Annotated in this window: 23 protein-coding genes and 2 tRNA genes; 10 read left to right on the forward strand and 15 right to left on the reverse strand. The window is 63.2% G+C overall.

The features are described 5' to 3' along the window. Window positions 1-36: 36 nt before the first annotated feature. The 3 genes from HW090_RS01015 to HW090_RS01025 all read right to left on the reverse strand — a co-directional run bounded on the left by HW090_RS01015 (window position 37) and on the right by HW090_RS01025 (window position 2,805). On the reverse strand, window positions 37-660 hold the full coding sequence (locus tag HW090_RS01015; RefSeq protein WP_179111721.1) for a phosphoribosylanthranilate isomerase: 624 nt from the start codon (window positions 658-660) through the stop codon (window positions 37-39). Window positions 661-751: 91 nt separating this feature from the next. Next, a complete protein-coding gene (locus HW090_RS01020; RefSeq protein WP_179111722.1) occupies window positions 752-2,137 on the reverse strand; it encodes a sensor histidine kinase in 1,386 nt (461 codons plus the stop codon). Then, the gene (locus HW090_RS01025; RefSeq protein WP_179111723.1) at window positions 2,134-2,805 is read right to left on the reverse strand and encodes a response regulator; all 672 of its coding nucleotides are present in this window, start codon (window positions 2,803-2,805) and stop codon (window positions 2,134-2,136) included. The genes HW090_RS01020 and HW090_RS01025 overlap by 4 nt, the downstream gene beginning before the upstream one ends. Before the next feature lie 187 nt (window positions 2,806-2,992). On the opposite strand from HW090_RS01025, the gene HW090_RS01030 reads away from it, so the two are divergent. The 4 genes from HW090_RS01030 (at window position 2,993) to HW090_RS01045 (ending at window position 7,383) form a co-directional block, all read left to right on the forward strand. Next, entirely contained in the window at window positions 2,993-4,258 is a 1,266-nt protein-coding gene (locus HW090_RS01030) for an OprD family porin (protein WP_179111724.1), read from the forward strand. 30 nt (window positions 4,259-4,288) lie between these two features. Then, window positions 4,289-5,269: a tripartite tricarboxylate transporter substrate binding protein gene (locus HW090_RS01035; protein WP_179111725.1), complete on the forward strand. Its 981-nt coding sequence runs from the start codon at window positions 4,289-4,291 to the stop codon at window positions 5,267-5,269. A gap of 135 nt (window positions 5,270-5,404) precedes the next feature. Next, on the forward strand, window positions 5,405-5,860 hold the full coding sequence (locus tag HW090_RS01040) for a tripartite tricarboxylate transporter TctB family protein (protein ID WP_179111726.1): 456 nt from the start codon (window positions 5,405-5,407) through the stop codon (window positions 5,858-5,860). Between the two features lie 2 nt (window positions 5,861-5,862). Beyond that, on the forward strand, window positions 5,863-7,383 hold the full coding sequence (locus tag HW090_RS01045) for a tripartite tricarboxylate transporter permease (RefSeq protein ID WP_179111727.1): 1,521 nt from the start codon (window positions 5,863-5,865) through the stop codon (window positions 7,381-7,383). A 121-nt stretch (window positions 7,384-7,504) separates the two neighbouring features. Here HW090_RS01045 and truA read toward each other — a convergent pair whose 3' ends face one another. The 7 genes from truA to leuC all read right to left on the reverse strand — a co-directional run bounded on the left by truA (window position 7,505) and on the right by leuC (window position 16,234). Continuing rightward, window positions 7,505-8,350, reverse strand: a complete 846-nt coding sequence (gene truA, locus HW090_RS01050) for a tRNA pseudouridine(38-40) synthase TruA (protein WP_179111728.1) — start codon at window positions 8,348-8,350, stop codon at window positions 7,505-7,507. A 2-nt stretch (window positions 8,351-8,352) separates the two neighbouring features. Further along, window positions 8,353-10,650, reverse strand: a complete 2,298-nt coding sequence (locus HW090_RS01055) for a FimV family protein (RefSeq protein ID WP_179111729.1) — start codon at window positions 10,648-10,650, stop codon at window positions 8,353-8,355. 97 nt (window positions 10,651-10,747) lie between these two features. Next, window positions 10,748-11,707, reverse strand: coding sequence for an aspartate-semialdehyde dehydrogenase (locus HW090_RS01060; protein ID WP_179111730.1), 960 nt, complete (start codon window positions 11,705-11,707; stop codon window positions 10,748-10,750). 102 nt (window positions 11,708-11,809) lie between these two features. Continuing rightward, complete coding sequence (gene asd / locus HW090_RS01065; protein ID WP_179111731.1) at window positions 11,810-12,922, reverse strand: aspartate-semialdehyde dehydrogenase; 1,113 nt, start codon at window positions 12,920-12,922, stop codon at window positions 11,810-11,812. Between the two features lie 54 nt (window positions 12,923-12,976). Further along, window positions 12,977-14,059, reverse strand: coding sequence for a 3-isopropylmalate dehydrogenase (gene leuB / locus HW090_RS01070; RefSeq protein ID WP_179111732.1), 1,083 nt, complete (start codon window positions 14,057-14,059; stop codon window positions 12,977-12,979). Window positions 14,060-14,142: 83 nt separating this feature from the next. Next, window positions 14,143-14,796: a 3-isopropylmalate dehydratase small subunit gene (gene leuD, locus HW090_RS01075; RefSeq protein ID WP_179111733.1), complete on the reverse strand. Its 654-nt coding sequence runs from the start codon at window positions 14,794-14,796 to the stop codon at window positions 14,143-14,145. A 10-nt stretch (window positions 14,797-14,806) separates the two neighbouring features. Further along, a complete protein-coding gene (gene leuC, locus HW090_RS01080; protein WP_179111734.1) occupies window positions 14,807-16,234 on the reverse strand; it encodes a 3-isopropylmalate dehydratase large subunit in 1,428 nt (475 codons plus the stop codon). Between the two features lie 216 nt (window positions 16,235-16,450). Between leuC and HW090_RS01085 the strand changes: the two genes are divergently transcribed. From HW090_RS01085 to HW090_RS01105, 5 genes are read left to right on the forward strand one after another with little or no spacing between them, the layout of a single operon-like run. Further along, window positions 16,451-17,374: a metal ABC transporter substrate-binding protein gene (locus tag HW090_RS01085; protein WP_179111735.1), complete on the forward strand. Its 924-nt coding sequence runs from the start codon at window positions 16,451-16,453 to the stop codon at window positions 17,372-17,374. Then, window positions 17,371-18,276 carry a manganese/iron ABC transporter ATP-binding protein gene (locus HW090_RS01090; protein ID WP_218673553.1) on the forward strand — a complete coding sequence of 302 codons (906 nt, stop codon included), beginning with the start codon at window positions 17,371-17,373 and terminating at the stop codon, window positions 18,274-18,276. The genes HW090_RS01085 and HW090_RS01090 overlap by 4 nt, the downstream gene beginning before the upstream one ends. Next, on the forward strand, window positions 18,273-19,136 hold the full coding sequence (locus HW090_RS01095; protein WP_306299183.1) for a metal ABC transporter permease: 864 nt from the start codon (window positions 18,273-18,275) through the stop codon (window positions 19,134-19,136). The genes HW090_RS01090 and HW090_RS01095 overlap by 4 nt, the downstream gene beginning before the upstream one ends. A 41-nt stretch (window positions 19,137-19,177) precedes the next feature. Next, the gene (locus tag HW090_RS01100; RefSeq protein ID WP_179111736.1) at window positions 19,178-19,972 is read left to right on the forward strand and encodes a metal ABC transporter permease; all 795 of its coding nucleotides are present in this window, start codon (window positions 19,178-19,180) and stop codon (window positions 19,970-19,972) included. Window positions 19,973-20,026: 54 nt separating this feature from the next. Next, window positions 20,027-20,908 carry a LysR family transcriptional regulator gene (locus HW090_RS01105; RefSeq protein WP_179111737.1) on the forward strand — a complete coding sequence of 294 codons (882 nt, stop codon included), beginning with the start codon at window positions 20,027-20,029 and terminating at the stop codon, window positions 20,906-20,908. Between the two features lie 16 nt (window positions 20,909-20,924). Here the strand turns inward: HW090_RS01105 and HW090_RS01110 are convergent, their stop codons facing one another. Continuing rightward, a complete protein-coding gene (locus HW090_RS01110; protein ID WP_179111738.1) occupies window positions 20,925-21,869 on the reverse strand; it encodes a tRNA-dihydrouridine synthase in 945 nt (314 codons plus the stop codon). 146 nt (window positions 21,870-22,015) lie between these two features. On the opposite strand from HW090_RS01110, the gene HW090_RS01115 reads away from it, so the two are divergent. Further along, window positions 22,016-22,092: transfer RNA gene (locus HW090_RS01115), tRNA-Met, on the forward strand. A 122-nt stretch (window positions 22,093-22,214) separates the two neighbouring features. On the opposite strand, the gene HW090_RS01120 is transcribed toward HW090_RS01115, so the two are convergent. The 4 genes from HW090_RS01120 to HW090_RS01135 all read right to left on the reverse strand — a co-directional run bounded on the left by HW090_RS01120 (window position 22,215) and on the right by HW090_RS01135 (window position 24,981). Continuing rightward, window positions 22,215-22,976, reverse strand: coding sequence for a hypothetical protein (locus HW090_RS01120; RefSeq protein ID WP_179111739.1), 762 nt, complete (start codon window positions 22,974-22,976; stop codon window positions 22,215-22,217). A 125-nt stretch (window positions 22,977-23,101) separates the two neighbouring features. Beyond that, on the reverse strand, window positions 23,102-23,314 hold the full coding sequence (locus tag HW090_RS01125) for a hypothetical protein (protein WP_179111740.1): 213 nt from the start codon (window positions 23,312-23,314) through the stop codon (window positions 23,102-23,104). Between the two features lie 191 nt (window positions 23,315-23,505). Beyond that, window positions 23,506-23,582: transfer RNA gene (locus HW090_RS01130), tRNA-Asp, on the reverse strand. Window positions 23,583-23,769: 187 nt separating this feature from the next. Continuing rightward, window positions 23,770-24,981 (reverse strand): O-succinylhomoserine sulfhydrylase, encoded by a 1,212-nt coding sequence (locus HW090_RS01135; RefSeq protein ID WP_179111741.1) that lies wholly within the window; start codon window positions 24,979-24,981, stop codon window positions 23,770-23,772. Window positions 24,982-24,999 lie beyond the last annotated feature (18 nt).

Genomic DNA, 24,999 nt, shown 5'->3' on the forward strand with positions numbered 1-24,999 from the left:
GCGCCAGCCTACTGGACGGCAGGTTTTACGGATACGTCACATGCAGGCGCGCACACGCGCCACGAAGTTCCGTACCTTGTCCGCATCCTTGATGCCCTTCTCCCGCTCCACACCGCCACTGACATCCACCGCATAAGGGCGTACCCGGGCGATGGCCTCCTGTACGTTGGAGGCGTCCAGGCCACCGGCCAGGATCAGTGGGCTGGGCAAGTGGTCGGGGATCATATCCCAGTCGAACACCGCACCGGTCCCGCCCGGAATACCAGGCACATAGGCATCCAACAGAATGGCGCTGGCCTGCCGGTAACGCTGCGTCTCCTCCAGTACCCCTTCGGCGCTGCGCACGCGCAGTGCCTTGTACCAGGGGAGGCGGAAGCCTTCGCAGTACTCGGGCGACTCATCGCCATGAAACTGCAACCGATCTAGGGCGACTGCGTCGAGTATTTCATCGACTTTGCAGCGGCTGGCATCGACGAACAGCCCAACCGTAGTGACGAATGGCGGCAGTGCGGCAACGATGCGCCGGGCCTGCTGCACGTCGACGGCACGCGGACTGGCCGCATAGAACACCAGTCCGATGGCATCGGCTCCGGCTTCGGCGGCGATCAGGGCATCCTCCACACGGGTGATACCGCAGATTTTGCTTCGTACGACTGGCAAGGCAGGCTTCCTGCTTGAAACGACAGGCGATCTTAACAAAAGGCTGCGGGGAATGAGGCGTTTTATTCGCCCGTGGCCCTCGACACACACATCATACGACCGGGAACTCGACGCGCACCCGTAAACCATGCGGGGACACCTGGTGCAGGCTGATCGCCGCCCGGTGCGCACGGCAGATATCGCCAACGATGGCCAGGCCAAGTCCGGCACCGCCCACTTGCGCAGGCCCCTGGTAGAAACGCTCGAACACGCGCTCACACTCGTCCTGTGGAATACCCGGTCCGTCATCCTCGACCTCCAGGATCGCCGGCGCCATCACCCTCAGTACCAGGTTGCCGCTCTTCGGCGTATGCGCCAGGGCATTGTCCAGCAGGTTGCTGAGCAATTCGTTGAGCAACATCGGATCGCCGTCGACCCACACGGGTTGCTCGGCCTCCAGCGCCAGGGCCACACCCCGCGCATGGGCCAGGGGCGCCAGGGCCATGCCCAGTTCTCGCGCGAGCAGGGAAAGGTCGAGGCGCTGTGCACCGCCCTCGGAAATGGCCCGGGTGCCATTCTCGATCCTCGCCAGCGACAGCAACTGATTGGCCAGCAATGTCAGCCTGTCGCTGTGCTGCGCAGTCTGTTCTAGCGTCTCGCGCCAATCCTCAGGGCGCTCGGAACGCAACCCCAGCTCAACCCGGGCCTTGAGCGCCGCCAGCGGTGTGCGCAGTTCATGGGCGGCATCGGCAATGAACTGCGACTGGCGCACGAACAGGCCTCGCAGGCGCTCGTTGAACTGATTCAAAGCCTCCACCAGCGGCAGCACTTCACGCGTCAGGTCGGTATCCGGCAGGGGGCGCAGGTCGTCGCTGGCGCGCCGGGCGACTTCCCTGCGCAGGGTTTCCAGTGGCCGCAGCGCCATGCTCACCGCCAGCCAGACCAATACCAGCGCCACCAGTACCAACAGCACCAGGCGCCAGAGCGTGCCGACCAGCAGGTCACGGGCCATGCGCTCACGGGCACCCTGGGTCTCCGCCACACGAATCTCGGCGATTCCCCGGAACTGCGCTTCGCTGACGGGCTGCAGGAAGCTCACCACCCGCACGCCCTGCCCGCGGTACTGCGCATCGTAGAAGCGTGCCAGTGCCGGATAGTCATCGGTACGCCGAGCCTCCGCCGGTGGCGCGGGCAAGTCGTCATAGCCGGAGATGACTTCGCCTTCCGGGCCCAGCACCTGGTAATAGATGCGCCCGGCGCTGTCGTAGTCGAACGTGTCCAGTGCCACATAAGGGACATGGGCCTCGAGCAAACGCCCCCGGGCGTACAACCCGCCCGCCACGGTACGGGCCGATGCCAGCAAGGTACGGTCGTAGGCAGTGTCGGCGGCATGCCGGGCGCTCCAGTAGGCACTCAGGCCACTGAGCAGCAGGATCAGCGCGAACAGCAGCGCCAGACGCCGCAACAGACGCCCGCGCAGACTCCCGACACGGCTCATGGCCCGACCGCCTCCAGCAGATAACCCAGCCCACGGAAGGTGACGATGCGCACGGCACTACCCTCCAGCTTCTTGCGCAGGCGGTGGATATAGATCTCGATGGCGTCGCTGCTGGCCTCTTCGTCCAGTCCGAACACCTGGGCCGCCAGTTGCTCCTTGCTCATCACCCGACCGCCACGGGCGATCAGCGCCTCCAGCACCGCCTGTTCGCGGGCGGTCAGGCTCAGCGGCTGGTTGTCCAGGCTGAAACGCCGCGCGCCCAGGTCGTAGACCAGCGGACCGCAGCGCTGGAGCTGTTCACCGCCAAGGACGCTGCGGCGTAACAGGGCCTTGACCCTTGCCTCCAGTTCGGAAAGCTCGAACGGTTTGGCCAGGTAGTCGTCGGCCCCTAGATTGAGGCCGTGCACACGGTCCTTCACCTCGCCACGGGCGGTCAGCATCAGTACCGGCAAGGTCTGTCCCCGGTCGCGCAAGCGCGCCAGCAAGGCGAAGCCATCCAGGCGTGGCAGCCCGATATCGAGAATGGCAAGGGCATAGTCCTCGCTGGCCAACGCCAGGTCGGCAGCAACGCCGTCGTGCAACACATCGACCGTCCAGCCCGCGCCTTTCAGTGCCTGGGCCACGCTTTCCGCCAGTTGCAGATGGTCCTCCACCAGCAGAACCCGCATGACCACCTCCTGCAAACCTTCAGAACAGTCGCCCAGTGTAGCCATGTAACAAGGTCTGTGAATTGCCCAAAAGGTGAAGGCAAATCTTTCGAATCTGAAAGGCTGCTGAAAGCTTGCGGACATAGCATCGCCCCACGCACTTGCCGTTGAGCGAATGCATTACAAGAACAAGAATGGAGACGACACGATGTATCCAGCCTCTCGTCGGGCCACTGTGCCTGCACGTCCGCTTTGCCTGGCCCTGGCCGCCTGCCTGGCCTCCCCCATCGCCCAGGCCGCCTTTATCGAAGACAGCAAGGCCAGCCTGACCGCCACCAACCTCTACCTGAACCGCGATTTTCGCGAGGGTCAGGGGCAGAACAAACGCGAAGAATGGGGCCAGGGCCTGCTGCTCGATATCCGTTCCGGCTTTACCGAAGGCACGTTCGGTTTTGGCCTCGACGCCTTGGGCATGCTTGGTCTCAAGCTGGACTCGGGCAAGGGCCGCAGTGGCACTGACCTGTTGCCGGTGCAGGACGATGGCGGCACGCCCGACGAATACAGCCGCCTGGGGCTGACCGCCAAGGTGCGTGTTTCCGCCACCGAACTGCGCTATGGCACGCACATCCCCGTGCTGCCGGTGGTCAAGGCCAGTGAAAGCCGCCTGTTGCCGCAAGTGTTCGAAGGCGCCCTGCTGACCTCGTCCGAACTGGACGGCCTGACCTTCACCGGCGGACGGCTGGACAAGGTTATCGACCGCGCCTCGAGCCACTCGGAAAAACTCGCCCTCAACAGCAAGAACCGACGCTATGCCAGCGATATAAAAGCCGATCACATGGACCTGGCCGGGCTCGACTACAAGTTCAGCCCCGGGCTGACCGGCCGCTACTACTTCGCAAACCTGGACAACGTCTACCGCCAGCACTTCCTTGGATTGTTGACCAGCCACAAACTCGGCGCCGGCACTCTGAGCGGCGATCTGCGCCTGATCGACAGCCGCGACAGCGGCTCGGCCAGGGCCGGCAAGGTCGACAACCGGGTCATCAACGCGATGCTCACCTACGGTCTCGGCAGTCACAAGTTCGGCCTCGGCTTCCAGGACATGAGCGGCGATACCGGCTTCGCCTACCTCGATGGCAGTGACCCGTTCCTGATCAACTTCGTACAGATCAACGACTTCGCCAATGCCGACGAGCGCTCATGGCAGGCGCGCTACGACTATTCGTTCAAGACCCTCGGCCTGCCCGGCCTCAGCTTCATGACCCGCTATATCCGTGGCAGCGATGCCCGTATCGCCGGTAGCGACGAGCGCGGTGGCGAATGGGAGCGCGATATCGAACTCAAATACGTGGTACAGAGCGGCCCGCTCAAGGACCTGTTCGTGCGACTGCGCAACGCCAGCTTCCGTTCGGACTTCGCCCGCGATGCGGACGAAAACCGCATCATCATTGGCTACAGCCTGGCCATCTGGTAATCCAAGACACGCTCGACGAGGACACTCACCATGAAATCAACCTTGACCCGCATCGCACTCGCGGCCACCTGCCTGGGCCTGACCGGCCAGTTGCTGGCCGCAGAACCCAAGCGCCCCGAATGCATCGCGCCGGCCGCCCCCGGCGGCGGTTTCGACCTGACCTGCAAGCTGGCGCAAAGCGCGCTGGTGGACAGCAAGCTGCTGAAGTCCCCTATGCGCGTCACCTACATGCCCGGTGGTGTCGGTGCCGTCGCCTACAATGCCGTGGTGGCACAGCGCCCAGCCGAAGCCGGCACCATCACGGCCTTCTCCAGCGGCTCGCTGCTCAACCTGGCCCAGGGCAAGTTCGGCCGTTTCGACGAGAGCGCGGTGAAGTGGCTGGCCGGTGTCGGCACCAGCTATGGCGCCCTGGCCGTGCGCCAGGACTCGCCCTACAAGACCCTCGACGATCTGGTCGCTGCGATCAAGGCCGAGCCGGGCAAGGTGGTGATCGGTTCCGGCGGCACCGTCGGCAGCCAGGACTGGATGCAGACCGCGCTGATTGCCCGCGCTGCCGGCATCGATCCACGCCAGCTGCGCTATGTGGCGATGGAAGGCGGCGGCGAGCTGGCCACCGCCCTGCTTGGCGGGCATATCCAGGTCGCCAGCAGCGATATCTCCGATGCCGTCCCGCATATCGAGAGTGGCGACATGCGCATCCTCGCGGTGTTCTCCGAAGAGCGTCTGCCGGGGGCGGCGGTGGCGAATATTCCGACCGCCCGTGAACAAGGTTATGACGTCGTCTGGCCGGTGATCCGTGGTTTCTTCGTCGGGCCCAAGGTCAGCGATGAAGCCTATGCCTGGTGGAAGAACGCGTTCGACCAACTGCTGGCCTCCGAGGATTTCGCCAAGCTGCGCGAACAGCGCGAGCTCTACCCCTTCGCCATGACTGGCGACGAGCTGGACGCCTACGTCAAGCAACAGGTCGCCCAGTACAAGCAACTGGCCCAGGAATTCGGCCTGATCCAGTAAACCACCACGACACCTGCCGTTAACGGCGGGTGTCGACCTCCCATAAACCACTCACCGCCTGGAGCCTCGCGCTCATGGGCTGGCGTCGTTCGCGCCAGAAAAACCCGGCAGGCACGACATCACGAGGACAGCCTCATGTATCAACGCATATTCGGCCTGGTGCTGCTGCTCTGCTGCCTGGGCCTGGGCACCGCCGCCTGGGGCTACCACGCGCCCTTCTCCTACGAACCGGTGGGGCCACGCGCCTATCCACTGCTGCTACTGGTACTGATGGGGCTCGGCGCGCTCTACCTGATGTTCAAACCGGCCCACGCCACGACCAGCCATGACGAGCCGCCGCTGGACCGCCACGTACTGAGCAAGGTGGTCACTTGCGTGGTGTTCATGACGGTCTATGCCGCCCTGTTCGAGACCCTCGGTTTCATCCCGGCCAGCGTGCTGTTCGGCATCGCCATGTCGCGCTTGTACGAAGGCACCTGGACCATCAGCGTCATCGCCGGGGTGGTGCTGGGCATCGGCCTCTATCTGCTGTTCGACAAAGCCCTCGACGTACCGCTACCGCTCGGCATCCTCGCCGTGCTGGAGAATTGATCATGGAAACATTCAGCTACCTCAGCCAGGGCTTCGGTGTCGCCCTGAGCCCCTACAACCTGCTCACCGCACTGTGCGGCACCCTGATCGGCACCGTGGTCGGCCTGCTGCCGGGGCTTGGCCCAATCAACGGCGTGGCGCTGCTGATCCCCATTGCCTTCGCCCTCGGTCTGCCGCCGGAGACCGCGCTGATCCTGCTGGCGGCCGTGTACCTGGGCTGCGAGTACGGTGGCCGTATTTCCTCGATTCTGCTGAACATCCCAGGCGAAGCCTCGGCCGTGATGACCACCCTCGACGGCTACCCGCTGGCACGTCAGGGGAAAGCGGGCATTGCCCTGTCGATCTCTGCCTGGAGCTCCTTCATCGGTGGCCTGATCGCCACCTGCGGCGTGGTCATCTTCGCCCCACTGCTGGCGAAATGGGCCGTGGCCTTCGGGCCCGCCGAATATTTCGTGTTGATGGTATTCGCCATCGTCTGCCTGGCCGGCATGGCCGGTAACAAGCCGATGAAGACCGCCATCGCCTGCTGCATCGGTCTATTTCTGTCGTGCGTTGGTATCGACTCGAACAGTGGCGTGTATCGCTTCACCTTCGGCAGCCTGGGCCTGGCTGACGGCATTCAGTTCGTGGTGCTGGTACTCGGTCTGTTCTCGGTCAGCGAGATTCTCGTGCTGCTCGAACGCACTCACCATGGTCAGAAGGCCATCGAGGCCAAAGGCCGCATGTTGTTCAGCCTCAAGGAAGGTCTGTCGGTTCTGGCCACCAACCTGCGCAGCGGCGCGCTGGGCTTCGGCCTGGGCATTCTGCCGGGTGCCGGTGCGACCCTGGCCAGCGCCGTGGCCTACATGAGCGAAAAACGTCTGGCACACAAGGACAACAAGTTCGGTAATGGTGACCTGCGCGGCCTAGCGGCTCCGGAAACCGCCAACAGCGCCTCGGCCTGCGGTTCCATGGTGCCGATGCTGACCCTCGGCGTTCCGGGCTCGGGTACCACTGCGGTGATGCTCGGCGCTCTGACCCTATACAACATCACCCCTGGCCCGCTGCTGTTCCGCGACCAACCGGACATCGTCTGGGGGCTGATCGCCTCGCTGTTCGTCGCCAACATCATGCTGATCGTGATGAATGTGCCGATGATCAAGATCTTCACCAAGATCCTCGCCGTACCCTACTGGGCACTGGTACCAGCCATCGCCATCATCACCTCGATCGGCGTCTACGCGGTGCACGCCACCACGTTCGATCTGTTCCTGATGATCGCCATCGGCATCGCCGGTTATATCCTGCGCAAACTGGACTTCCCGCTGTCGGCGATCCTGCTCGGTTTCATTCTGGGTGGATTGATGGAGCAGAACCTGCGTCGTGCGCTGTCGATCTCCAACGGCGACCTCGGCATCCTGTTCGCCAGCCCGATCACCTGGGGCGTGTGGACACTGATCGTGGGCATGATCGCCCTGCCGGTCTGGCGTACCTGGCGCAAGAAACAACGTCGCGCCAATATCGTGCAGAACGCAGAAGCCTGATCCGTCCAGAGCCGCAGCCAGCGAGCCTGGCTGCGCTTAATGCAATAGGGGTCGTGTACAGGTGCGCATGGCGCACCCTACATGCTCAAACCGTAGGGTGCGCCGTGCGCACCGGCATGCACTAGAGCCGGCAATCCGGCAACCCGGAAAGGAAATGCGGCCCCAGGTAACGCTGGGGCAGCTCGAATTCCTCGGGGTAATCAACCTCCACCAGATACAGCCCATAAGGATGAGCCGTCACCCCTCCGGTGCGGCGCACACGGGCTTCCAGCACTTCCCTGGCCCACTCCACGGGCCGCTCCCCCGCACCGATGGTCATCAGCACCCCGGCGAAGTTGCGCACCATATGGTGCAGGAAGGCATTGGCGCGGATATCGAGGACGATCAGCCGGCCATGCTCGATGATTTCCAGGTGGTGAACGGTCTTGATCGGTGATTTGGCCTGGCACTGACGGGCACGGAAAGCGCTGAAATCGTGCGTCCCAAGGAAATACCGGGAGGCTTCGCGCATCCGTTCGATATCCAGCGGCCGATGGTTCCAGGTCACTTCCTCGGCCATGTGCGCCGGGCGGATCGGATCGTTGTAGATCACATAACGGTAACGGCGAGCCATGGCGCTGAAACGCGCATCGAACTGGCGCGGCATGGCCTTGGCCCAGGCCACACTGATATCCCCGGGCAGGTTCATGTTCGCGCCCATCACCCAGGAATGCATGCTGCGTTCGATCGTCGTATCGAAATGCACCACTTGCCCGCAGGCATGCACCAGGGCATCGGTGCGCCCCGCGCAGCTGAGTGTCACCGGCTGCCCGCCGGCGACCTTGCTCAATGCCTTTTCCAGGCATTCCTGGATCGAGGGCACGCCAGCGCGCTGACGCTGGAAGCCCCGGTAACGGGAGCCCTTGTACTCGATGCCCAGTGCGATTCGTGTAGGTGCCGCCTGTCCCTCTTCAAGCACTGTCGTCATGTTCAGGACAGGCCACCGAGCATGTCACGCGCTTCCTGCTGTTGGGTCGGGTTACCCTCGCCGATCACTTCTTCGAGGATATCCCGGGCGCCATCGGCATCGCCCATGTCGATATAGGCACGGGCCAGGTCGAGTTTGGTGGTGATTTCATCGGTATCGGCCAGGAAGTCGAACTCCTCGGACAGATCGTCGGATGCCGGTTTGGCGGTATCGGCAATGAGCTCCTGCAGATCGGCGTCCACCTCGCCCAGGCTGGCGCTCAGGCTGCTCGGGTCCAGTTCGTTCACGGGCTCATCGGCATCGCTTTCCAGCGACAGGTCGAACGCCTCCGGCAAATCGGCGGCATCCGAGTCGTTCAGGTCAAACGCCTTCAGGTCTGGCTCGGCGTGCTCCTCCGGCTCGGTCGGCAGCGTATCGGTGGAGAAGTCCGCCTCTGGCGCGACGTCAGTCGGCGCGCGCTCGTCATGCGACTCGGCATCCAGATCGAAGCCTGTATCGGCCGACGGCTCGTCGAGCGAAAGGTCATCCTCATCCTCATCCTCATCCGCTGCCTGGGTGTCGGCGGGCTGCTCGGCGTCGAACTCCAGCTCATCCATGCTCAGATCGAAGGCATCGTCGAGGGAATCGATGCCGAAGTCATCCTGCTCGGTGTCCGCCGCCGCTTCGACCGCAGCGTAGGCGGCCGTTGCCGCCGCAGTGGCACCGGCAAAGGACTGCATGGAGGGATAACGCGCCTTCAACCGCTCCACATCCGCACTGGCCGCCGCATCGGCGCTCAATGCGGCCTCTTCACGGGCGAAGCCGTCACGGTCTTCCAGCTCGGCGTGGACCTCCATCAACTTGAGGCGCAGGTCCGTACGTTGTGGCTCGTCCTTGAGTGCGTTGCGCAGCAGGTCGGCAGCCTGATTGAAGCGACCGTAGGCGATGTAGATATCCGCCTGGGCCAGCGTATCGGAGGCCATCACCGCGCCTTTCAGCGGGTCTTCGACAGCGGCGTCCAGCGGCCTGCTGGGCGTAACGTCGACCACATCGGCCGGTTCGAGCCGAATCACGTCCCGGGGCTTGCTACGCCTGGACCAGGCCAACAGGGCCAGCACCAGAAGCAGCAACGCACTGCCACCCAGACCGATCAGCCACCAGATATTGGACAGAAGCTTCCCGAACGGTCCCTCGCCTGCCGCACCAGCGCTTTCGCTCGACTCCAACTGCGCCTGCAGTGCAGCCAGTTGATCGTCCTTCAGTTGCATCAGGCGCTGGAGTTTATCCAGTTGCCCTTGCAAATCGTCCAGGCGCTCGCCCAGCTCGGTATTTTCGCGTTGTGTGGAGTCGAGCCGCTCCTGGGCCGTGGCCAATCGGTCGCGCAAGCCCTGAAGGCTCTCGTCGCCCGACTCGCCAGCCCCACCCGCCTTGCCCGCATCGGATGCGACCAGGCGCAGGTTATCGCCGGTGGCGACGCGGGCCGGGGCATTGCCAGCCTTGTTACGAGCAGTGGCATCCAACTGCCGCGCACCGCTGCGGCCTTGCTTCCAACTGGCATTCTGTTCGGCGACACGGGCAATCGCCTGCCGCTGCGGCAGGCTGGCGACCTGCTCGGCACTGGGCAGGCGCAAGACCGCGCCGGTCTTGAGCAGATTGATATTGCCGTTGATGAAGGCCCCAGGGTTGAGTTCCTGGATAGCCAGCATGGTCTGTTGCACGCTACCGCCACGGCGATTGCGGGCAGCGATTTCCCAGAGGGTATCTCGCGCCACCGTGCGGTACTGGCCCTGGGTGCTGGCCTTGGGCGCTGGCGCAGGCTCGGGGGCTTTTGCAGCCGTTGGCTCGCTGGCCGGCTTGGCCGTCAGCGGGGCACTGGCGAGGGGCAACTGCGGCGCAAGCGCAGCCGCCGCCTGGGGTTTGTAGAGCGGCGGGTCCAGCAACAGCGTGTACTCACGCAGCACACGCCCATTGGGCCACTGCACGTCGACCAGGAAGCTCACATAAGGCTCGCGAACGGGCTTGCTCGACGAGACCCGGATGACGCTCCGGCCATCGGCTTGCAGCACTGGCGTGAAGCTCAGTTCGGACAGGAAGGCCTGGCGGTCGACGCCAGCTTTCCGGAAGTCTTCGATGGAGGCCAGTTTCGATACGACTTCCGTCGCCGACAGCCCCTGCACATCGAGCAACTCGATCTCGGCGGTCAATGGCTGGTTGAGGGCCGACTTCAGCTCGACCTTGCCCAGTTCCAGGGCGAACGCCGTGTGCGAGGTCAATGCTGTCGCCGCGGCAATTGCCAGCACCAGATTGCGAACCCTAGCCATCGTTTGACTCCTTGTTTTTCCCGCCGGAGCCACGGCAGCGCGCATGACGCTGCCGGAACCAGTTGGAACGCTTCTTCGAATAGTCCGCAAGTATCTTTTACAGATAGTGTTTTATCAATAACTCAGCCGATTCCAGGGCATTGGAAACCGTACCTTTCTTCAGGCCATCAGCGACCAGCCACAGGTCGATCGAACAAGGGTCGTGGGCGACCGCACGCAAGCGGCCCACACTGATACGCGCCTGCCCGACGGCGTCCTCGACCACGCCCGGCGTGTTTTCCTCGGTGATCAAGTCGATGTCGTCCGCCCCGGCAAGGCTGTTTTCGATTGCAGCCATGTCCACCGGACGGGAGCCGATCAGCGACAGGCTGATGCCTTCGCCGAAGAACACTGGCGTCTGGATACAGGCAACCGATACCGGCAACCCAGGCTGGCCCAGCAGCGCCAGCAACTCGGCGTGGATACGCTGCTCGAATCCATGCTCATCACTGGCGAAGACGTTGAACGCAACCTGGCGTCCGAACAGGCGCGGCTCCAGCGGTCGTGCGTTCAGCAGCTCGGCGGTCTGCCGGGCCAGTTCCCTGACACCGGCATTGCCATGGGCCGATACCGGCAGGCATACGGACGCCACGATACGTTGCAGGTCGAGCAGGTGCCGTATCGGCGCCAGGGCGCCCAGCAGCGTCACCACACTCGACGCCGGTGTGGCGACCTGGCGGGCCAGCGCCTCGGGCGCACTCCAGCCAGGCACCAGCAAGGGTAGAGACTGCTGCCCGGACAGGTCGACCAGCAATCGCTCCGACGCCTGCACACGCTGGAAAATCGCCTCGCTCCCTTGCACGAAAAAGACCAGCGCCACCTTGGCGAAGTCGAAATCCTCGACCTCACGCACGCGCAGATTGCGTCCACGGAATGTCAACGAATGCCCAAGCGCTTCGGCACTGCCAAGCAGGTGCAACTCTCCGACGGGCAATGCGCACTCGTCCAATTGCTCGACGAGCGCTTCACCGACCAGGCCGGAGGCTCCCACGATGGCGATATCGACAGGCTGGGACATGCTTTTTCCTCGGAACGAAAAATAGAAAAAGCGCCACGACGATGCGGGCGCTTGGAAAGTGTGGCCACGCGCAAGCGCGTACAGCGCCTGCGGTGCGGCAGGTCAGCGTTCGAGCAGGATGCGCAGCATGCGCCGCAGCGGCTCGGCGGCCCCCCACAGCAACTGGTCGCCAACGGTGAACGCACCGAGGAAGTGCGAGCCCATGTTGAGCTTGCGCAGACGGCCCACTGGCACGTTGAGCGTACCGGTGATGGCAGCCGGACTCAGCTCGCGCATGCTGTCGTCGCGGTGGTTCGGCACCAGCCTGACCCAGGGATTGTGCTGACTGATCAGGCCTTCGATATCGGCAATCGGCACATCCTTGTTCAGCTTGATGGTCAGCGCCTGGCTGTGGCAGCGCATGGCACCGACTCGCACGCAGATACCGTCGACCGGGATCGGGCTCTTGAAGCGACCGAGGATCTTGTTGGTCTCGGCCTGAGCCTTCCACTCTTCACGGCTCTGCCCGTTGGGCAGTTCCTTGTCGATGTAGGGGATCAGGCTACCGGCCAGCGGCACGCCGAAGTTGTCCACCGGGAACGACTCGTCGCGCTGGGTCTGGGCGACCTTGCGGTCGATCTCGAGGATGGCGCTGGCCGGGTTGGCCAGGTCATCGGCGACCGACTGGTGGATGGTGCCCATCTGGCGGATCAGCTCACGCATGTTCTGCGCACCGGCGCCCGAAGCGGCCTGGTAGGTCATGGCGCTCATCCACTCCACCAGCCCGGCTTCGAACAGCCCGCCCAGCCCCATCAGCATCAGGCTGACGGTGCAGTTGCCGCCGATGTAATTGCGGGTGCCGGCATCCAGTTGCTGGTCGATGACCTTGCGGTTCACCGGATCCAGCACGATCACCGCGTCGTCCTGCATGCGCAGGCTGGAGGCGGCGTCGATCCAGTAACCGTTCCAGCCAGCCTCGCGCAGCTTGGGGAAGACTTCGTTGGTGTAGTCACCGCCCTGGCAGGTCAGGATCACGTCCAGGCCTTTCAGCTCTTCGATGCTGTAGGCATCCTTCAGTGCAGCCGTTTCCTTGCCAATGTCCGGGCCCTGGCCGCCGACGTTGGAGGTGGTGAAAAACACGGGCTCGATCAGGTCGAAGTCCCGCTCTTCCAGCATCCGCTGCATGAGCACGGAACCGACCATTCCGCGCCAACCGATCAGACCTACACGTTTCATCGCAACTACACCTATATGCAAGTGACCCGCCGAGTGAAATGACGGGCCAAGAGATTACAACTTCGCGAGCGCTTCGACCACCGCGTCGCCCATCTGCGCAGTCCCGACGCGCGTCTGGCCTTCGGACCAGATGTCGCCAGTGCGCAGGCCCTGGTCCAGTACATCGCTGACGGCGCGTTCGATGGCGTCAGCCGCGGCAACCTGGCCGAAGCTGTAGCGCAGCATCATGGACACCGAGAGGATGGTCGCCAGCGGGTTGGCAATACCTTTGCCCGCAATATCCGGAGCCGAACCATGGCAAGGCTCGTACATGCCCTTGTTATCGCTGTCCAGCGAGGCGGACGGCAGCATGCCGATGGAACCGGTGAGCATCGAGGCTTCATCGGAGAGGATGTCGCCGAACATGTTGTCGGTGACGATCACGTCGAACTGCTTCGGCGCACGCACCAGTTGCATGGCCGCGTTGTCGACATACATGTGCGACAGCTCGACGTCCGGGTAATCCTTGCCGACCTCTTCCACCACCGCACGCCACAACTGGCTGGAGGCCAGCACATTGGCCTTGTCCACCGAGCACAGTTTCTTGTCGCGCACGCGCGCCATGTCGAAACCGACCTTGGCGATGCGGCGGATTTCGCTCTCGCTGTACGGTAGCGTGTCGTAAGCCATGCGCTCGCCGTTCTCCAGCAGCTTGCTCTCGCGCGGCTGGCCGAAATAGATGCCGCCGGTCAGCTCACGCACGATGAGGATGTCCAGCCCGGCGACCACTTCCGGCTTGAGGCTGGAGGCACTGGCCAGTTGCGGGTAGAGGATGGCCGGACGCAGGTTGCCGAACAGGCCCAGTTGCGAACGGATCTTCAGCAGGCCGCGCTCGGGGCGGATGGCCGGGTCGATGGTGTCCCACTTCGGCCCGCCGACCGCACCCAGCAGTACGGCATCGGCGGCACGGGCGCGGTCCAGGGTTTCGTCGGCCAGCGGCACGCCGTAGCGGTCGATGGCGGCACCACCGAGGTCATCGAAGCTCAGCTCGAAATCCAGCGCGAACTTGTCGTTGGCCAGTTTCAATACCTTGACCGCTTCGGCAACGATTTCCGGGCCGATACCGTCACCGGAGAGAATCAGAATCTGTTTGGACATGGGAGTTTCCTTCGGAAATAACTGCACGCTTCAAGGAGTGTCGCCGCTACGTGCGGCTTACCGCTTGAAGCGTGTCGCTGTCGTTAGCGGATCGCGCCGAACAGCCAGGGCTGGTTGCTGCGATAGGTTTCTTCGAATGCCTTGATCTGCTCGCTGGCCTGCAGGGTCAGGCCGATATCGTCCAGGCCGTTGAGCAGGCAATGCTTGCGGAATTCATCCACCTCGAAGGCGTATTGCTTGCCGTCCGGGCGGGTGACCGTCTGCGCCTGCAGGTCGACGGTCAACTGGTAGCCTTCCTCGGCCTCGGCCTCGGCCTGCTGGAACAGCTCGTCGACTTCTTCATCCTTGAGGATGATCGGCAACAGCCCGTTCTTGAAGCTGTTGTTGAAGAAGATATCGGCGAAGCTCGGCGCGATCACGGTGCGGAAGCCGTATTCGTCCAGCGCCCAGGGCGCATGCTCGCGACTGGAGCCACAACCGAAGTTCTCGCGGGCCAGCAATACGCTGGCGCCCTTGTAGCGCGGGAAGTTCAGCACGAAGTCGGTGTTGATCGGTCGCTTCGAGTTGTCCTGGTTCGGCTGGCCGACGTCCAGATAGCGCCACTCATCGAACAGGTTGGGGCCGAAGCCGGTGCGCTTGATCGACTTGAGGAATTGCTTGGGGATGATCTGGTCGGTGTCGACATTGGCGCGATCCAGCGGGCAGACCAGGCCGGTGTGTTGGGTAAAGGCTTTCATGCTGTGCTCCTCAGGCCTGGGTCAATTCGCGAACGTCGATGAAGTGGCCGGTCACCGCGGCGGCGGCGGCCATCGCCGGGCTGACCAGGTGGGTACGGCCGCCGGCGCCCTGGCGCCCTTCGAAGTTGCGGTTCGAGGTGGAGGCGCAATGCTCGCCATTGCCCAATTTGTCCGGGTTCATCGCCAGGCACATGGAACAGCCTGGCTCACGCCATTCGAAACCGGCCTCGATGAAAATACGGTCCAGCCCTTCCTGCTCGGCCTGGGCCTTGACCAGGCCGGAGCCTGGCACCACCAGCGCCTGCTTGACCGTCGCGGCAACCTTGCGGCCCTTGGCCACTTCGGCGGCGGCGCGCAGGTCTTCGATGCGCGAGTTGGTGCAGGAACCGATAAAGACGCGGTCGAGGCGGATATCGGTGATCGGCTGGTTGGCCGTCAACCCCATGTATTTCAGCGCACGAACGATGGAGTCACGCTTGACCGGGTCGCTCTCACGCTCTGGATCAGGCACGTTCTGATCGACCGCCAGCACCATTTCCGGCGACGTGCCCCAACTGACCTGGGGCTTGATGTCCTCGGCACGCAGTTCGACCACGGTGTCGAACACCGCGTCCTCGTCGGACACCAGGCCTTCCCAGAGCGCTACTGCCTTGTTCCAGTCGGCGCCCTTAGGCGCATAGGGGCGATCCTTGACGTAGGCGATGGTCTTGTCATCGACGGCAACCAACCCCACGCGCGCACCAGCTTCGATGGACATGTTGCAGATGGTCATGCGCCCTTCCAGCGACAGGTCGCGGATCGCACTGCCAGCGAACTCCAGCGCATGGCCATTGCCACCGGCGGTACCGATCTCGCCGATCACCGCCAGCACGATGTCCTTGGCGGTGACGCCAACGGGCAGCTTGCCCTCGACGCGCACCACCATGTTCTTCATCTTCTTCGCCACCAGGCACTGGGTCGCCAGCACATGCTCCACTTCGGAGGTGCCGATACCGTGGGCCAGCGCACCGAAAGCACCATGGGTGGAGGTGTGCGAATCACCGCAGACCACGGTCATGCCCGGCAGGGTCGCACCCTGCTCCGGGCCGACTACGTGCACGATGCCCTGGCGCACGTCGTTCATCTTGAATTCGAGGATGCCGAAATCGTCACAGTTCTCGTCCAGGGTTCGCACCTGGATACGCGACACTTCGTCGGCGATGGCATCCAGCCCGCCCAGGCGCTCGGCGCGGGTGGTCGGTACGTTGTGATCGGGCGTGGCGATGTTGGCGTCGATGCGCCAGGGCTTGCGCCCGGCCAGGCGCAGGCCTTCGAAAGCCTGGGGCGAAGTCACTTCATGGAGGATATGACGGTCGATGTAGATCAGCGACGAACCGTCGTCGCGACGTGTGACCTCGTGCATTTCCCAGAGCTTGTCATAGAGTGTTTTGCCAGCCATCTATCGGTCCTCATCAGGGCGTTTCTATGCACGGGGCACATGGCCCCTCTGCTTATGAGGACAATGCTAGGGGCTTATATCGAATTACTCAAATTCATATTTTTTATCCAAAAGATTCCCATCAGGAATGCATCAAGTGAACTATTTCATTGTGCTGGCGGCCATTCGTAAATAAAAATAAGAATGAGTCATGATAATCGACCTTTGGAGATCCCGATGACGACGACACGCCGCTCTATCCTGCACTGGCTGGCCACCGGCCTGGCCGCGATCGGCATCGCCAGCAGCAGTCTCCTGGCCAACGCCCAGGAGCCGGAGCAGCCTAAATTCAAGGTCGTCACCACCTTTACCGTGATCGCCGATATCGCGCAGAACGTCGCCGGCGATGCCGCCATCGTCGAGTCGATCACCAAGCCAGGGGCGGAAATCCACAATTACCAGCCGACACCTGGCGACCTGGCCAAGGGCCAGGGTGCGCAATTGATCCTGTGGAACGGCATGGGCCTGGAGCTGTGGTTCGAGAAGTTCTTCCAGCGCATGAAGGACGTACCCAGCGTGGTGGTCAGCGAAGGCATCGAACCGATCGGCATTGCCGAGGGGCCCTACACTGGCAAGCCCAATCCCCACGCCTGGATGTCGCCTGCCTCGGCGCTGGTCTATGTCGATAACATCCGTGATGCACTGGTCCGCCACGACCCGGCCAACGCGGCCATCTACCAGGCCAACGCCGAGACCTACAAGGCACGCATCAACGCCAGCATCGAACCCATCCGCGAACGCCTCGCGCAACTGCCGCCGGAAAAACGCTGGCTGGTCAGCAGTGAAGGCGCCTTCAGCTACCTGGCCCGCGACTTTGGCTTGAAGGAGCTGTACCTGTGGCCGATCAATGCCGACCAGCAGGGCACCCCGCAACAGGTGCGCAAGGTCATCGACGTGGTGCGCAGCCAGGGTATCCCGGCCATTTTCAGTGAAAGCACCATTTCCCCCGCCCCGGCCCGCCAGGTCGCCCGTGAGGCGGGCATCCACTATGGCGGCGTGCTCTATGTAGACTCCCTGAGCGAGCCGACCGGCCCGGTGCCCAGCTACCTGGACCTGCTCACCGTCACCTCCCGCACGATCGCCGAGGGCCTGTCCCAGTGAGTGACGACACCCCCGAAACTACCGGGCAGGACGCTGGCGACGGTCTGCTCGTCGAGCATGTCAGCGTCACCTACCGCAACGGCCTGACCGCACTGCATGACGCCAGTTTCAGTATCCCGAGCGGCAGTATCACCGCCCTGGTCGGGGTCAACGGCAGCGGCAAGTCCACCCTGTTCAAGGCCATCATGGGCTTCCTGCGCCTGGCCCAGGGCCGCATCAGCGTACTCGGGCAACCGGTGCGCACGGCCATGCGGCGCAACCTGATCGCCTATGTGCCGCAGAGCGAGGAAGTCGACTGGCACTTCCCGGTACTGGTGCGCGACGTGGTGATGATGGGGCGCTACGGCCACATGGGGTTCATGCGCCGCCCACGCGAGGCCGACCGTGAAGCGGTCGACCTCGCGCTGCAACGGGTCGGCATGCGCGGCTACGAGAAGCGCCAGATCGGCGAACTGTCCGGCGGGCAGAAGAAGCGTGTGTTCCTCGCCCGCGCCCTGGCCCAGGATGCCCGGGTGATCCTGCTCGACGAGCCCTTCACCGGCGTCGACGTGACCACCGAGGACGCGATCATCGCACTGCTCATGGAACTGCGTGCCGAAGGCCGGGTGATGCTGGTGTCCACCCATAACCTGGGCAGTGTGCCGGAGTTCTGCGACCGCACCGTGCTGGTGCGCAATACCGTGCTGGCCCATGGTCCGACCAGCGAGATATTCACCCATGAGAACCTGGCCCAGACCTTCGGCGGCGTCCTGCGCCATTTCGACCTGCCCCGCCAGCCGCGTGACGGCGGCAACTCGGTAGTCGGCATCATGACCGACGACGAACGCCCACTGGTGCTGCTGGACGGCCGCGCCTCGGTGCGCGGGGTCGCCACCGACGACAAGGAAGCGCCTGCACCATGATGCAGACCCTGCTGGCCCCCTTCGCCTACGAGTACATGGTCAATGCCATGTGGGTTTCGGCCCTGATCGGCGGCGTCTGCGCCTTTCTCTCGTGCTTCCTGATGCTCAAGGGCTGGTCGCTGATCGGCGATGCGCTGTCCCACTCCATCGTCCCCGGTGTCGCTGGCGCCTATATGCTCGGGCTGTCGTTCTCCGCCGGGGCGTTCTTCGCCGGGTTGCTCGCGGCTGGCTCCATGGCGCTGCTCAACCAGCACACGCGACTCAAGGAAGACACCATCATCGGGCTGATCTTCACCTCGTTCTTCGGCCTCGGGCTGTTCATGATCTCGCTCTCGCCCAGCAGCGTGAACGTGCAGACCATCATCCTCGGTAATATCCTCTCCATCACGCCCGGCGATACCTTGCAGTTGCTCATCATCGGCCTTGGCAGCCTGCTGGTACTGGCGTTGAAGTGGAAGGACCTGATGCTGGTGTTCTTCGATGAAAACCATGCACGCAGCGTCGGCCTGAACCCGGTCCTGCTGAAAGTCCTGTTCTTCACCCTGCTCTCGGCCTGTGCGGTGGCCGCCATGCAGACGGTCGGCGCCTTTCTGGTGATCGCCCTGATCGTCACCCCCGGTGCCACCGCCTACCTGCTCAGCGACCGCTTCGGCAGGATCATCTGCATCGCCATGGCCATCGGCACCTCGAGCAGCCTGGTCGGCACCTATTGCAGCTTCTTCATCGACGGCGCCACCGGCGCCATCATCGTACTGCTGCAGACCCTGATCTTTCTCTGCGCCTTCCTGTTCGCACCCAGGCATGGCCTGCTCGCGGCACGCCGGCGCAGCCGCATCGCGTTGCAAAGGAGCCTGCCCTGAATACGCTCAATCTGCTGCTGCAACCGCTGCAGTTCGACTTCATGCAGTTCGCCCTGGCGATTGCCGTGATCGTGGCGATACCGACTGCGCTGCTGTCCTGCTTTCTGGTACTCAAGGGCTGGGCCTTGCTCGGTGATGCCATTTCCCATGCGGTGTTCCCCGGGGTGGTGATCGCCTATCTGCTCGGCCTGCCCTTCGCCCTGGGCGCCTTCTTCGCCGGCATGAGCTGCGCGCTGGTCACCGGCTACCTGCACCAGAACAGCCGTATCAAGCAGGACACGGTGATGGGCATCGTGTTCTCGGGCATGTTCGCCCTGGGGTTGCTGCTCTACACCTGGACCCGAAGCGATATCCACCTCGATCACATTCTCTTCGGCGACGCCTTGGGTGCGCATTGGCCGGACCTGCTGGAAAGCGGCGCAATCGCCTTGCTTATCAGCCTGTGGATCCTGCTGAAATGGCGCGACCTGCTGCTGCACGCCTTCGACCCGGTACAGGCCCGCACCGCCGGCCTGCGGGTCCACTTGCTACACTATGGCCTGCTCACCGCCGTCTCGCTGTCGGTGGTCGCCTCGTTGCAGGCCGTCGGCATCGTCCTCTCCATCGCGCTGCTGATCGCACCCGGCGCCATCGCCTTCCTGCTCACCCGCACCTTCGGCAGCATGCTACTGGTGGCCACCGGCATCGCCATCGCCTGTGCCGCCAGCGGTGTCTACCTGAGCTTTTTCCTCGACAGCGCCCCTGCACCGACCATCGTGCTGCTGTTGAGCCTGGTGTTCATTGTCGCGCTGCTTGCCAACGGCACGAGAAGGCGTGAAGGCAGCGAGGCAGTTTGAGTTTGCAGCCTGGCATCACTCCTGTAGCCTGAGGCCTGCAGCCTGGAGCGCTCTATGGACCTGGCCAATCTCAACGCCTTTATCGCCATCGCCGAAACCGGCAGTTTTTCCGAAGCGGCACTGCGCCTGCACCTGACCCAACCGGCGGTGAGCAAGCGTATCGCCGGCCTCGAACAGCAACTCGACGTACGCCTGTTCGACCGCCTGGGCCGCGAAGTCAGCCTGACCGAGGCCGGTCGTGCACTGCTGCCGCGCGCCTACCGCATTCTCAACGTGCTGGACGATACCCGGCGCGCCCTGAGCAACCTGTCCGGCGAAATATCCGGCCGCCTGGCCCTGGCCACCAGCCACCATATCGGCCTGCATCGCCTGCCTCCGCTGCTACGGGCCTTTACCCGCGACCACCCTGGCGTGGCACTGGACATCCAGTTCCTCGATTCGGAAGTGGCTTACGAGCAGGTGCTGCATGGACGGGCCGAACTGGCGGTGATCACCCTTGCCCCGGAAACCCGCGAACCGGTGCGGGCAGTGCCGGTGTGGGACGATCCGCTGGACTTCGTGGTCGCCCCGGAGCATCCGCTGGCGCACAAGCAAGACCTCAGGCTGGCGGATATCGCCGGCTACCCGGCAGTCTTTCCTGGCGGCAATACCTTCACCCACCATATCGCCCGGCAATTGTTCGAGCGTGAGGGGCTGACGCCGAACATCGCCATGAGCACCAACTACATGGAGACCATCAAGATGATGGTCTCCATCGGCATCGCCTGGAGCCTGTTGCCGCGCACCATGGTCGACGAACAGGTGGTGCGACTGGAATTGCCTGGCCTGCAATTGAGCCGGCGCCTGGGCTATATCCTACACACGGAGCGTACCCTGTCGAATGCCGCGCGCACCTTCATGGCACTGCTCGACGCCAGTGCCGATCCCCAGGCATGAACGAAGAGCCAGGGTTTCAAGCCCGCATCAACAGCGCATCTATCCGCTCGCAATCATTCTCACGGCGAAGCGCGTCGAACAGGCGCTTTGCCTCGGGATAGTTGCGCGTCAGCATTGCCAGCCACTGTTTAAGCCGGCCCGGTGCGTAGCGTGGCGCTATCTTGCGCCGCGCCTGCTGCCAGAAATCTTCGAGCAGGGGTTTGAGCTCCGTCCAGCTCATGGGCGATACAGGCCGCCCCTCGCGCCAGGCTGCGATCTGCCGTGCCAGGTCCGGCCGGGACACTAGCCCACGGCCCAACATGACGTTGTCCACGCCACTGACACTGCGGCAGCGCAACCAGTCTTCCAGGGTCCAGACCTCGCCATTGGCGTAGACCGGCACCGCCACCACGTCCTGCACCCGCGCCACCCATTCCCAGTGGGCCGGCGGCTTGTAGCCATCGACCTTGGTGCGGGCATGCACCACCAATTGCTGTGCACCGCCGTCCACCAGCGCCCGCGCGCACTCCAGGGTGCCATCGGTGCTACTGAAACCCAGGCGCATCTTGGCGGTGACCGGAATATTCGCGGGGACGGCGCTGCGCACCTCGCGCAGGATGCGCCAGAGAAGCTCCGGCTCGTTGAGCAGGACCGCTCCGCCCCGGGACTTGTTGACGGTTTTAGCTGGGCAGCCGAAGTTCAGGTCGATGGCTCTCGCACCGAGCTTGCAGGCAAAGGCTGCGTTATCCGCCAGGCAGATCGGATCAGAGCCGAGCAGTTGCAGGCGCAGCGGCACACCCGCGGCGGTCTGCGAGCGCCTCTGCAATTCCGGTGCGAGCTTATGGAAGCTGGCGGCCGGTAGCAGGCGGTCGCAGACCCGGATGAACTCCGTCACGCACCAGTCGACGCCGCCACAGCGCGTCAGCAGGTCGCGCAGGATTTCGTCGACCAACCCCTCCATCGGCGCCAGGGCAATTTGCATCCAGAACTCATCCACGCAAAAGCGCGCATTGTACTCAGCCGCTTGCCGGCGAACAGCCAGGATTTGCCAGGTGAGTACAAGTATCGAAATTTATTGGACTTTTTCCGTGACAAGCCGAGAAAATTCTGTAGAATGCCGCCCACAGACGCGGGATGGAGCAGTCTGGTAGCTCGTCGGGCTCATAACCCGAAGGTCGTCGGTTCAAATCCGGCTCCCGCAACCAAACAAACAAAAACGCCGTATTGCGCACGCAATACGGCGTTTTTGTTTGTGCTGCGAAAATGTCTACTCTGCAGACCAAAAGCCCCGGCAGTTTCCGGCCAGGGCTTCTCGATTACCTCAAGGTCAGAATGCCAGGCCCAGCTTCAGGCCAACCTGTTCCTGCTTGAGCTTGGTGCGCTCGGCGACGAGATTGCCGCTATCCAATTGGTAGCGCGTCTGGGTGTAGTACAGGCCTGCGCTTACCGGCAGATTGTAGGGGCCCTTGTTCCAGAGGAAGCTGAGCTCGCCATAGGGATTGACCTTGTCCTTGAGGTCGACCGACTCACTGTCACCATCGATCTTCAATTTGCTACGGCCATCGATGGAGTAGCGAGCCCCCAGCTCCAGGCGCACGGTGTAGCCGGGCGTCAGATAGTTGTAGCCAACGCCCGCCTTGGCGAACGGCTGCTTGGTGGTCAGCTTGACATCTTCCCGCAGCAGGCCGATGCGAACGTCATCCTGCTCTATACGCCCCCAGTCGTAACCACCACCGACAACGAAGTCCAGGTAGTTATTGGTGCTCAGGGGAGCACGCAGACCAACGTCGAACTCGGCCTTGGCGGCCTTGAACTCGGTGTCGCCCTCCTCGCCGTATTGCCCTTCCGCGCCGATCTGGTAGATGACGCCTTCCTGCCCGGTGAGCTTGTTGCCGAAGTTGTAGTACAGACCACCCTGGTTGACCCTGTCCTTGTCGCTCTCGCCATCCACGGTCAGCTTGTACTGATTGTGCGAACCGATCAGGCCGATGTTGGAAACAGGGCCGGTCACCGAATCCGCATAGACATGCGAGGCTCCGGCCATGCAGACGCCCAGAGCTGTTGTTGCCGCAAGTCCGCTCATGCGCATAGGTGTTCACTCCTTAATCAAGACTTTCAGGTAGTGCCGGATGGCACGGTCCATGATCTTGACTAGGGCTCGATCCACAGGGTTCGCAGGGGCCTGACGAACGGCACGTCATGATCCGGGCAGCCTCAGCCGTCCCGCGGACACTCCACATCGCCCGAGATGCAGGCGACCAACCCTCCCGGCTCGCCCTCCAGCAGCACGAGCGCACGCTGCGTATTGATACACAGCGGCTCGATTTCGACGACCGTACCTTCCCGCGACTCACGCGGAAGACCCGCTGGAATGCGGTGCTCAGGGACACGCACGCGCTGACCGACATGGAGTCTGTTTATTGTCATTGTTCACCCTCCACAGGCTATCGATGGAATAGAGGGTATAGGACAGGACCTGGCGAACGGCCAGATACCCTTGTTGCCAAATGCAACGAACAGAAAGGGATAAGGAAGGAAATCACAGAAACAAAAAAGCGACCCTGAGGTCGCTTTTTTGTCGATGCCCCGCGCATGGAACATGCACAAACATCACTGTATGGCGCAGCGGACGGGACTCGAACCCGCGACCCCCGGCGTGACAGGCCGGTATTCTAACCGACTGAACTACCGCTGCGCGTCGGTTGGACTTTCGTCCATTTCCCAGGATTTTCAAGCACTTCGTAGAGCCGTTCATCCTGCGAGGCGCGCAATTTACTCATCCCGTGCGAGCAAGTCAACACCTGTCCGCTCTTTTTCCATCGCATGCTTCGTCTTTCCCGTCCCTGGCAGCAGAACGCACCTGCCAGGGACGGACAAAGTGATCACAGCGCCGCCAGCCCCCGAGCCAGATCGGCTTGCAGGTCGGCGATGTCTTCCAGACCGACAGCCACGCGGATCAGGTTGTCCTTGATGCCGGCACTGGCCCGTTCTTCGGCGGAAAGGCGGCCATGGGAAGTGGTGGCCGGGTGAGCGATGGTCGTCTTGGTGTCACCAAGGTTGGTGGTGATGGAAATCACCCGGGTGGCATCGATGAAGCGCCACGCCGCCTCCTTGCCCCCAGCGACCTCGAAGCTGACCACGGCACCGAAGCCCTTCTGCTGACGCTTGGCCAGCTCATGCTGCGGATGGCTCGCCAGGCCACTGTAATAGACGTGCTCGACACCCGGCTGCTGCTCCAGCCACTGTGCCAGTTGCAGGGCACTGGCGCAGTGGGCCTGCATACGGATACGCAGGGTTTCCAGGCCCTTGAGGAATATCCAGGCATTGAACGGACTGAGCGTCGGCCCGGCCGTGCGCAGGAAGCCCACGACACTTTCCATCAGCTTGGCGCTGCCAGCCACCACGCCGCCCAGCGCCCTGCCCTGGCCGTCGATGTACTTGGTCGCCGAGTGCATGACAACATCCGCGCCCAACGACAGCGGCTGCTGCAACGCCGGGGTGCAGAAGCAGTTGTCGACCGCAAGCAGCGCGCCATGGGTATGGGCGATATCAGCCAGGGCCGCGATATCCACCAGCTCGGCCAGTGGGTTGGAAGGCGACTCGACGAACAGCAGGCGAGTATTGGGCTTGAAGGCACCTTCCCAGGCCGTCAGGTCGGAGAGCGGCACATAGTCGACCTGAACGCCGAAGCGCTTGAGGTACTTTTCGAACAGGCTGATGGTCGAGCCGAATACGCTGCGCGAAACCAGCACATGGTCGCCAGCACTGCACAGCGCCATGACGATGGACAGGATCGCCGACATGCCGGATGCCGTGGCAACGGCCTGCTCCGCGCCTTCAAGTGCTGCAATGCGCTCCTCGAAGGCACGCACGGTGGGGTTGGTATAACGCGAATAGACATTACCCGGCTGCTCGCCGGCGAAACGTGCCGCGGCATCCGCCGCGCTCCTGAAGACATAACTGGAGGTCGGGAACAGCGCCTCGCTGTGCTCACCTTCCGCGGTGCGGTGCTGCCCGGCGCGAACCGCCAGGGTGTCGAAGGCAGCCTGTTCCAGGTCGCTGTCCAGCCGTCCGGCATTCCACTCTGTGCTCATGACTCATTCCCCTCGTCA

It is taken from the genome of Pseudomonas sp. ABC1 (genome assembly GCF_013395055.1).
In the GTDB taxonomy this organism is placed as follows: Bacteria; Pseudomonadota; Gammaproteobacteria; order Pseudomonadales; family Pseudomonadaceae; genus Stutzerimonas.

Coding starts and splice junctions, on each gene's coding strand:
- HW090_RS01095 (WP_306299183.1), top strand. CDS start 18,273: ATGATGCAGACCCTGCTGGCCCCCTTCGCCTACGAGTACATGGTCAAT.
- HW090_RS01085 (WP_179111735.1), top strand. CDS start 16,451: ATGACGACGACACGCCGCTCTATCCTGCACTGGCTGGCCACCGGCCTG.
- HW090_RS01100 (WP_179111736.1), top strand. CDS start 19,178: ATGCAGTTCGCCCTGGCGATTGCCGTGATCGTGGCGATACCGACTGCG.
- HW090_RS01045 (WP_179111727.1), top strand. CDS start 5,863: ATGGAAACATTCAGCTACCTCAGCCAGGGCTTCGGTGTCGCCCTGAGC.
- HW090_RS01055 (WP_179111729.1), bottom strand. CDS start 10,650: ATGGCTAGGGTTCGCAATCTGGTGCTGGCAATTGCCGCGGCGACAGCA.
- truA (WP_179111728.1), bottom strand. CDS start 8,350: ATGACGACAGTGCTTGAAGAGGGACAGGCGGCACCTACACGAATCGCA.
- HW090_RS01135 (WP_179111741.1), bottom strand. CDS start 24,981: ATGAGCACAGAGTGGAATGCCGGACGGCTGGACAGCGACCTGGAACAG.
- HW090_RS01120 (WP_179111739.1), bottom strand. CDS start 22,976: ATGCGCATGAGCGGACTTGCGGCAACAACAGCTCTGGGCGTCTGCATG.
- HW090_RS01025 (WP_179111723.1), bottom strand. CDS start 2,805: ATGCGGGTTCTGCTGGTGGAGGACCATCTGCAACTGGCGGAAAGCGTG.
- leuD (WP_179111733.1), bottom strand. CDS start 14,796: ATGAAAGCCTTTACCCAACACACCGGCCTGGTCTGCCCGCTGGATCGC.
- leuB (WP_179111732.1), bottom strand. CDS start 14,059: ATGTCCAAACAGATTCTGATTCTCTCCGGTGACGGTATCGGCCCGGAA.
- HW090_RS01125 (WP_179111740.1), bottom strand. CDS start 23,314: ATGACAATAAACAGACTCCATGTCGGTCAGCGCGTGCGTGTCCCTGAG.
- HW090_RS01030 (WP_179111724.1), top strand. CDS start 2,993: ATGTATCCAGCCTCTCGTCGGGCCACTGTGCCTGCACGTCCGCTTTGC.
- HW090_RS01105 (WP_179111737.1), top strand. CDS start 20,027: ATGGACCTGGCCAATCTCAACGCCTTTATCGCCATCGCCGAAACCGGC.
- asd (WP_179111731.1), bottom strand. CDS start 12,922: ATGAAACGTGTAGGTCTGATCGGTTGGCGCGGAATGGTCGGTTCCGTG.
- leuC (WP_179111734.1), bottom strand. CDS start 16,234: ATGGCTGGCAAAACACTCTATGACAAGCTCTGGGAAATGCACGAGGTC.
- HW090_RS01040 (WP_179111726.1), top strand. CDS start 5,405: ATGTATCAACGCATATTCGGCCTGGTGCTGCTGCTCTGCTGCCTGGGC.
- HW090_RS01110 (WP_179111738.1), bottom strand. CDS start 21,869: ATGCAAATTGCCCTGGCGCCGATGGAGGGGTTGGTCGACGAAATCCTG.
- HW090_RS01035 (WP_179111725.1), top strand. CDS start 4,289: ATGAAATCAACCTTGACCCGCATCGCACTCGCGGCCACCTGCCTGGGC.
- HW090_RS01060 (WP_179111730.1), bottom strand. CDS start 11,707: ATGTCCCAGCCTGTCGATATCGCCATCGTGGGAGCCTCCGGCCTGGTC.
- HW090_RS01020 (WP_179111722.1), bottom strand. CDS start 2,137: ATGAGCCGTGTCGGGAGTCTGCGCGGGCGTCTGTTGCGGCGTCTGGCG.